Source organism: Actinomyces timonensis DSM 23838, assembly GCF_000295095.1.
GTDB lineage: Bacteria > Actinomycetota > Actinomycetes > Actinomycetales > Actinomycetaceae > Actinomyces > Actinomyces timonensis.
The window spans coordinates 270,841-279,218 of record NZ_JH806632.1 but is presented as its reverse complement, the minus strand read 5'-3'; the positions used below and the strand labels follow the sequence as shown (position 1 = coordinate 279,218).

The following is an 8,378-nucleotide window of genomic DNA, read 5'->3' as shown; positions in this document are numbered from 1 at the left end:
GCGGGTTCAAGACGCATGCCGGGGTTCGGGGTACAGGACAGGGGCGCTGCCCCCGTCGTGAGGGAAAGACCCCGGCCAGAGGGCCGAACCCCCGTCCAGAGCGTCACGACGGCCGCCTATCGGAGCCCGCCCCCGTACTTGTGGACGTGCGTGAGGGTTGTGGACGTGCGCCGGGGTTGCGGACGTTCCCCCGGGGCACGTCCACAACCCCAAGGCGCGCCCGCAATGAGGCGAGTCCCGCGCACCGGTGTCGCGCGGCGCCGACTGCCCCCGCCTCACAGGCAGTGTCCTCTGAGCCCCGTGGGCACGGCTGAGGGGCGGGCCCACGGCGGGCCCGCCCCTCACGCGGCGGCGTGTGATCGCCGGGGTCTGTCGCTGGCGATGGCCCCCGGCTACCCGCTCAGTCGCGGGCCGGGCGCAGGAAGACGGCTCCCATCGGGGGGATCCGCAGGCGCACCGAGGCCGGGCGGCCGTTCCACGGCAGCTCCTCGGCCTCGACGTGGCCGAGGTTGCCCACCCCGGAGCCGCCGTAGATCTCGGAGTCGGTGTTGATGACCTCGTCCCAGCCGCCGGCGAAGGGCAGGCCCACCCGGTAGCCCTCGTGCGGGGTGCCGGCGAAGTTGACGATGCAGACCACCAGGTCGCTGTCGCCGTCGGGGCCGGTGCCCTTGCGCAGGTAGGAGATGACGTTGTGGTCGCCGTCGCCGGCCTCGATCCACTCGAAGCCGCGGTGGGAGAAGTCATCGGCCCACATGGCCGGGGAGGAGGCGTAGAAGTGGTTGAGGTCGGTGACCAGGCGCAGCAGGCCGGCGTGGCCCGGGTCGTCCAGGAGCCACCAGTCCAGGGAGTTGTCCGAGTTCCACTCGGCGCCCTGGCCGATCTCCTGGCCCATGAACAGTAGCTGTTTGCCGGGGTGGGACCACTGGTAGGCGTAGAGGGCGCGCAGGCCCGCGAGCTCCTGCCAGGCGTCGCCGGGCATCTTGGACAGCAGGGAGCCCTTGCCGTGGACGACCTCGTCGTGGCTCAGCGGCAGGATGAACTGCTCGGAGAAGGCGTAGACGAGGGAGAAGGTGAGCTCGCCGTGGTGGTAGCGGCGGTTGATCGGCAGTTCCTGCAGGTAGCGCAGGGTGTCGTTCATCCAGCCCATGTTCCACTTGAGGCCGAAGCCCAGGCCGCCGTAGTTCGTCGGGGCGGTCACGCCCGGCCAGGCGGTGGATTCCTCGGCCGCCATGACGATGCCGGGGTTCTTCCGGTAGGCGGTGGCGGTGGCCTCCTGGAGGAAGCTGATGGCCTCCAGGTTCTCGCGCCCGCCGAACTGGTTGGGGGCCCACTGGCCGTCCTGGCGCGAGTAGTCCAGGTAGAGCATGGAGGCGACGGCGTCGACGCGCAGGCCGTCCACGTGGAACTCTCCCAGCCAGTACAGGGCGTTGGCCACGAGGAAGTTGCGGACCTCGTTGCGGCCGAAGTTGAAGACGTAGGTGCCCCAGTCGGGGTGCTCGCCGCGGCGGGGGTCCGGGTCCTCGTACAGGGCCGTGCCGTCGAAGCGGGCCAGGGCCCACTCGTCCTTGGGGAAGTGCGCGGGCACCCAGTCGAGGATGACGCCGATGCCGGCCTGGTGGAGGGCGTCGATGAGGTACTTGAAGTCGTCCGGGGTGCCGAAGCGCGCGGTGGGCGCGTAGTAGCCGGAGACCTGGTAGCCCCAGGAGCCGCCGAAGGGGTGCTCGGCCACGGGCATGAACTCCACGTGGGTGAAGCCGGCCTCCTTGACGTAGGGGACGAGCTGGTCGGCCAGGCCGCGGTAGCCCAGGCCCTGGCGCCACGAGCCGATGTGGACCTCGTAGATGCTCATGGGGCCCGAGTGCGGGTCGGTGGTGCGGCGGCGCTCCATCCAGTCCTCGTCGCCCCACTCGTGGACGGCGGTGGTGACCACGGAGGCGGTGGCCGGGGGGACCTCGGTGGCGCGGGCCATCGGGTCCGCCTTCTGGTGCCAGGAGCCGTCGGCGAAGCAGATCTCGAACTTGTAGCGGGCGCCCACGCCGACGCCGGGGATGAACAGCTCCCACACGCCCGAGGATCCGAGCGAGCGCATCGCCGAGGCGGTCCCGTCCCAGTAGTTGAAGTCGCCGACCACGCGCACGGCCCGCGCGTTGGGGGCCCACACGGCGAAGGCCGTGCCGTCGACGCCGCCCATGGGGCCCTCGTAGTGCTTGATGTGGGCGCCGAGCACCTCCCACAGCTCCTCGTGGCGGCCCTCGGAGATGAGGTAGGTGTCCATCTCGCCCAGGGTCGGCAGGAAGCGGTAGGGGTCATCGACCCGCGTGGTCTCCTCGCCGTAGGTGACGTCGATGCGGTAGTCCGGGACTGAGTCCCCGGGGACGACGGCGACCCAGACGCCGTCCTGCTCGTGCGCGGCGGGGAAGGTGCCCTCGGAGGTGACCACCGAGACGGAGTCGGCGAGGTGGCGCACGGTGCGCACGGTCACGCCATCAGCGCCGGCGTGGGCGCCGAGCACCTCATGCGGGTTGTGGTAGCGCGCGTAGGCGACATCCGCGAGGATCCATGGCTCGACCGCGACAGGAGAGGCGGAGCCGGCCTCGGTATTGGGGACGGGGGACTGCGAGGGGGACCCAGAGGGTGTGGCGTCGGTCATGATCGTGATTCTTCCATGGCGGGGTGGGCTGATGCGAGGGAATGAGGGCCCTGGTCGTGTTCGACGAGGGGCGGAGTGTGGGAGATGCTCGTCGATCAGTCTCCTCCGTCGCAGTGGGAGGCCCTGTCGCCAGCGCTGTTGTCGGCTCTGTGATCGCGTTGGCGAGCGGCCACGATGCCGGCCAGCCCGCGCAGGGGGATCGCCAGCCAGTCCGGGCGGTTGCGGGCCTCGTACACCGCCTCGTAGAGGGCCTTGTCGAGCTCGAGGGCGGCCAGTAGCACGGACTGGCGCTGCGCTGGGGCCTGCGCGCCGGGCCTGTCCTCACGAGCGCCGGCGGTTGCCTCGGCGCGGTAACCGCCCAGGAAGGCGGCGCGGACCGCGGGGAGCCAGTCGGAGTTGTTCGTGCCGTTCGCGCCGTCAGTGCTGTCGGCGCCGCCCACGGCCCAGGCGTAGTCGAAGGAGCGCAGCATCCCGGCCACGTCCCGCGCCGGCTGGTCGGGGCGGGAGCGCTCGGCCAGCGGGCGCAGCGGCTCGCCCTCGAAGTCGAGGACGTACCAGCGCTCCCCGCCCCCGATCTCGTGGAGGACCTGCCCCAGGTGGTAGTCGCCGTGGACCCGGCAGGCGGGCTCGAGCGCCTCCAGGGAGGCCAGTTCCGCCAGGAGGGAGTCGACGGCGGCTCCCAGGCCGGGGACATCCCCGGCCAGGGAGGGGACCTCCCGCAGGGCCCAGTCGGCCCGCTCGCGCAGGGCACGGGCCAGCGCCTCCGGCGCCTCGGGGGCGGCCTCGCCCAGTGAGGCGCGCAGGTGGGCGTGCATCTGGGCGGTGGTGGCCCCCAGGTCCTGGGCGAGCGCCAGGGCGCGCTCGCGCGTGGGGCCGGAGGCGTCGTCGTCGGCGGCCAGCGAGCAGAACAGCTCGAAGCCGTCGTCGGCCTTGGGGATGAAGGCGCAGGCCACGGCTGTGTCCATCGAGGAGGCGCCAGCCGCCTGTCTGGGTGCAGCGACGACGGACCAGGCCACGGGCATGCGCACGCGGTCCCAGCCGTCCCGCGCGAGGGCCACGGGCACCTCCACATCCGGGTTGCGGCCCGGTGCGAGCACGCGGAAGAGCTTGACGATGAGGTCGCCGGTGGCGGCGTCCTGGCTCCCCGCCGCCTCCTCGGGGGAGGAGGGGGCGGGCATGATGACGCTCGTGTTCGACTGCTCGCCAGTCGTCACGCGCAGGCGCTCGGCGCGCTGGGCGATCGCGGCGGCGCCCTCGGAGCCGAGCACGGTGCCCGCGGCGGCGGCCCCCTCGGCCCAGGCGCGCCAGAAGGCGGGGTGGTGTGTGCCGTCGATGAGGGCGAGCTCGCGGCCCTGGGAGTCGGTCATGAGCAGGCCCTCGGAGCCGGGGGCGCCGCCCTCGACGGCGTAGCGCGCCAGGTCCTCGGGCGCGCCCAGGACGAGCGGCACGTGGACGAGCACCTCAGGGGCTCCGGAGGCCTCGCCTGTGGCGTCGCCGCGCGGGGCGGCGACGATGAGATCGCGCGCGCCGGAGACCAGGTCGATGCTGCGCTCCAACCGGAGACTCGACGGCGCGGCGCTCCCCTTGAGGGGGAACCAGCGGCGGGCGAGCATCCAGGGGAGGAGGGCCTGGAGGAGCTCCTCATCGGTGGGCCATTGGGGGGCGGGGTGGGCGTCGCTCATCGCGTCTCTCCTGTCTCGTCGTCGTGCTCCGGCCGCGCGCCGGCGCGCTCGTCGTGGTCCTCGTGGTCCTGGCGCTCGGGGGGAAGGACCTCCAGCCAGTAGTAGCCCAGGCCGCCGAGTGTCAGGCGCAGGGCGCCGTCGTCCCCGACGGAGGGGAAGGGCGTCCCGCCGAAGATGTCCCGCGTGGCCCGGCCCGCGAGCTCTGGGACGCTGATGCTCACCGCGCGCGGGGCGGCGGCCAGGTTGACCACGCAGATGAGGGTCGAGCCGCCCTCGTCGCCGGGCGCGGCCTCCTCGCTGCGCGTGTGGGCCAGGACCGCCGGGTCGGAGGCGTCGCGCAGGGCGAAGCTGCCCCGGCCCAGGACTGGGTAGGCGCGGCGCAGGTGCAGGATGCGCCGGGTGAAGTGGAGGAGGGAGTCGGGCCTGCCCATCTCGGTGGCCACGGTCAGGTGCGAGTACCCGGGCGTCTGGATGACCGGGAGGGTGAGGGCGCCGGGGTCGACCACCGTGGAGAAGCCCATGTTGGGGGAGTCGTCCCACTGCATGGGGGTGCGCACGGCGTCGCGGTCCTCCAGCCAGATGTTCTCCCCCATGCCGATCTCGTCGCCGTAGTAGAGGCAGGGGCTGCCCGGCAGGCTGAGCAGGAGGGCCAGGGCCAGCTCGGTCTCGGCCCGGGAGGCGTCGAGGAGCGGGGACAGGCGGCGCCGGATCCCGATGTTGGCGCGCATCCGCTCCTCGGGCGCGTACCAGGCGTACATGTGGGCGCGCTCCTCCTCGGTGACCATCTCGAGGGTGAGCTCGTCGTGGTTGCGCAGGAAGGTGCCCCACTGCCCGTGGGCGGGGATGTCCGGGGTGCGCTCGAGCACCCAGCGGATCGCCTCGGCCGAGCCCGCGCGGAGCGCGTAGTAGATGCGGGGCATGACCGGGAAGTGGAAGCACATGGTGCACTCGGGCGCCTCGGCGGTGCCGAAGTACTCCACGACCTCGTCGGGCCACTGGTTGGCCTCGGCGATGGTGATGGTGCCGGGGAACTCGCGGTCGAGCATCGCCCGGATGCCCGCGATGATGCCGTGCGTGGCCGGGAGGTTCTCGCAGTTGGTGCCCTCGGCCTCCGCCAGGTAGGGGATCGCGTCGAGGCGGAACCCGTCCACCCCGGTGCGCGCCCAGAAGCGGACGACGTCGTGCATGGCCTCGACGACGGCGGGGTTGTGATAGTTGAGGTCGGGCTGGTGGGAGAAGAAGCGGTGCCAGTAGAACTGCCCGCGCTCGACGTCGTAGGCCCAGTTCGACTCCTCGGTGTCCACGAAGATGATCCGCGTGTCCGGGTAGCCGGAGTCGTCGTCGCGCCACACGTAGAAGTCCCCGTAGGGGCCCTCGGGGTCGCTTCGCGAGGCCTGGAACCAGGGGTGGGCGTCCGAGGTGTGGTTGAGGACCATGTCGATGACGATCCTCATGCCGCGCTGGTGGGCCTGGTGGACGAGCTCCCGGAAGTCCTCCATGGTTCCGTAGCGCGGGTCGATGGCGGTGTAGTCGGAGATGTCGTATCCGCCGTCGCGCATGGGGGAGGGGTAGAAGGGCGGGATCCAGAGGCAGTCCACGCCGAGCCACGCCAGGTAGTCCAGGCGCGTGATGAGGCCGGGGATGTCCCCGACGCCGTCGCCGTCGGAGTCGGCGAAGGAGCGCAGGAGCGCCTCGTAGAACACCGAGGTGCGGAACCAGTCGGGGTCCGCGTCCAGTCCGGGGCGGGGCTGCTCGGGCAGCACCGGCACGCCCGGCACGGGCGGGACCACCGTCATCGGCGCCGCCACAGGGGCCGTCATGGGGGTGGGGCCGGTGCTCGCCGGCGGCTCCAGAGCCGCCATCGGGCGCGTGCTCGGGCCGGCGGACAGCGCCTCGTGGGGCAGGGGGCCGGGGACGCTCACAGCGGGCGCACCCGCATGACGTGCGCGACCTGGCCCGAGTGCGGGTCGAGGCGGATGTAGTTCGAGCCGGACCACTCATAGCCCTGCCCGGTGAGCTCATCGGTGACCGCCAGGCAGGGGCGCGAGCCGTCGGCGTCCTCGGGCAGCCCCAGCTGGACCAGGTTGAGGTTCAGCTGGCCGACCTGCGCGTTGTGCGGGTCGAGGTTGACCACGGTGAGGACGACGTCGTCGCCCTCTGCGCCGGTCTGGCCGCCGCGCGCCCGCTTGGAGTAGGCGAGGATCTGGTCGTTGCCGGTGTCGTGGAACCAGATGTCCCGCAGCTGGCCGAGCGCCGGGTGGGAGGCGCGGATCGCGTTGAGCTGGGTGAGGAGGTCCTCGATGCCGTTGCCACGGGCCGCGGCGAAGTCGCGCTGCTTGTACTCGTACTTCTCGTTGTCGATCTGCTCCTCGTAGCCGGGGCGCGGAACGGACTCGGCCAGCTCGTAGCCGGAGTAGATCCCCCACGTGGGGGACAGGGTGGCGGCGAGCACGGCGCGCAGCTTGAAGGCGGGCACGCCCCCGTGCGTCATGAACGGCGTGAGGATGTCGTGCGTCGTCGGCCAGAAGGCCGGGCGCAGCACATGCGCGGTCTCCTGGGAGAGCTCCACGAGGTAGTCGGTCAGCTCCTCGCGGGTGTTGCGCCACGCGAAGTACGTGTAGGACTGGTGGAAGCCGATCTTGCCCAGGGTGCGCATCATCGCCGGGCGGGTGAAGGCCTCGGCGAGGAAGAGGATCTCCGGGTGCTCCTCGCGCACCTCGCTGATGAGGCGCTGCCAGAAGGACAGGGGCTTGGTGTGGGGGTTGTCCACCCGGAAGATCGTCACGCCGTGGGCGATCCAGGTGTCGACGACCTCCTTGATGGCGTCGTAGATGCCCTCGGGGTCGTTGTCGAAGTTGAGGGGGTAGATGTCCTGGTACTTCTTGGGCGGGTTCTCCGCGTAGGCGATGGAGCCATCGGCCAGGACCGTGAACCACTCGGGGTGCTCGGCCACCCATGGGTGGTCCGGGGAGCACTGGAGGGCCAGGTCCAGGGCCACCTCCATGCCGAGCTCGCGCGAGCGCGCCACGAGGGCGTCGAAGTCCTCGAAGGTGCCCAGGTCGGGGTGGATGGCGTCGTGGCCGCCGTCGGCCGAGCCGATGCCGTAGGGGGAGCCGGGGTCGCCCGGCCGCGCGTTGAGGGTGTTGTTGCGGCCCTTGCGGTTGGTCTCGCCGATGGGGGAGATCGGGGTGAGGTAGAGGACGTCGAAGCCCATGGCGGCGATGCGGTCCAGGTTCTCGGCGGCGGTGCGCAGCGTGCCGGAGTGCCAGTTGCCGTGCTCGTCGCAGTAGGCGCCCAGGGAACGGGGGAAGATCTCGTACCAGGAGCCGGTCAGGGCGCGGGCGCGGTCCACCTGCAGGGGGTAGTCGCGCGAGGGGGAGACGAAGTCGCGCAGCGGGAGGCGGTCGAGGACGGCGACGACGGCGTCGGCGAGCCCCGCCTCCAGGCGCTCGGCGGCCGGGCGGGAGGCATCGCGCAGGACGGCGGCGGCGCCGGCCAGCACGGCGGCGTCGGCCTCGCCGCGGCCGGGGACGGCCTGGGCGCGCTCCATGACGCGGGCGCCCTCCTCGAGCATGAGCTCAACGTCGACACCGGCGGGAACCTTGATCCCGGCGTCGTGGGCCCAGGTGGCGTAGGGGTCGGACCAGCCCTCGACGCGGAAGGACCAGTCGCCCGGCTCGTCCGGGGCCAGGCGCGCCTCGTAGCGGTCCAGGCCGGGGGCGATGAGCCGCATCCGGGCGCTGGGCCCGTCGGTGCCATCGGGCCGGATGAGCACGGCCGTGGCCGCGAAGCGGTCATGCCCCTCGCGGAAGACGGTCGCGCGGATCGGGATGACCTCACCGGGCACCGCCTTGGCGGGCCAGTGGCCATCCTCGACCACGGGGAAGACCTCGGTGACCGGGATCCGGCCGACGAGGGGGCGGGCAGGACGCTGGGCGGTGGTGTGTCGGATCACAGGACAACAGTACGGGCCCAGCGCCCATCCGGCATCCCGATTGGGGCACCTCCTGGCACGGCCATGATCAGCGCGCGTGTCCGGCCGGGCC

The 8,378-nt window shown here is 72.2% G+C and carries 4 protein-coding genes; all 4 read right to left on the bottom strand.

Annotation, left to right across the window (positions count from 1 at the left end):
* Positions 1-400: 400 nt before the first annotated feature.
* Complete coding sequence (gene glgB / locus A1QA_RS0101200; RefSeq protein WP_017177113.1) at positions 401-2,650, bottom strand: 1,4-alpha-glucan branching protein GlgB; 2,250 nt, start codon at positions 2,648-2,650, stop codon at positions 401-403.
* Between the two features lie 95 nt (positions 2,651-2,745).
* Positions 2,746-4,332 (bottom strand): phosphotransferase, encoded by a 1,587-nt coding sequence (locus tag A1QA_RS12965; RefSeq protein WP_017177112.1) that lies wholly within the window; start codon positions 4,330-4,332, stop codon positions 2,746-2,748.
* On the bottom strand, positions 4,329-6,194 hold the full coding sequence (treS, locus tag A1QA_RS0101190) for a maltose alpha-D-glucosyltransferase (RefSeq protein ID WP_082181144.1): 1,866 nt from the start codon (positions 6,192-6,194) through the stop codon (positions 4,329-4,331). The genes A1QA_RS12965 and treS overlap by 4 nt, the downstream gene beginning before the upstream one ends.
* A gap of 56 nt (positions 6,195-6,250) precedes the next feature.
* Complete coding sequence (locus tag A1QA_RS0101185) at positions 6,251-8,287, bottom strand: alpha-1,4-glucan--maltose-1-phosphate maltosyltransferase (RefSeq protein ID WP_017177110.1); 2,037 nt, start codon at positions 8,285-8,287, stop codon at positions 6,251-6,253.
* Positions 8,288-8,378 lie beyond the last annotated feature (91 nt).

Bases quoted from the DNA above. Each gene is read 5' to 3' on its own strand.
- glgB (WP_017177113.1), bottom strand. From the start codon at position 2,650: ATGACCGACGCCACACCCTCTGGGTCCCCCTCGCAGTCCCCCGTCCCC.
- treS (WP_082181144.1), bottom strand. From the start codon at position 6,194: ATGGCGGCTCTGGAGCCGCCGGCGAGCACCGGCCCCACCCCCATGACG.
- A1QA_RS12965 (WP_017177112.1), bottom strand. From the start codon at position 4,332: ATGAGCGACGCCCACCCCGCCCCCCAATGGCCCACCGATGAGGAGCTC.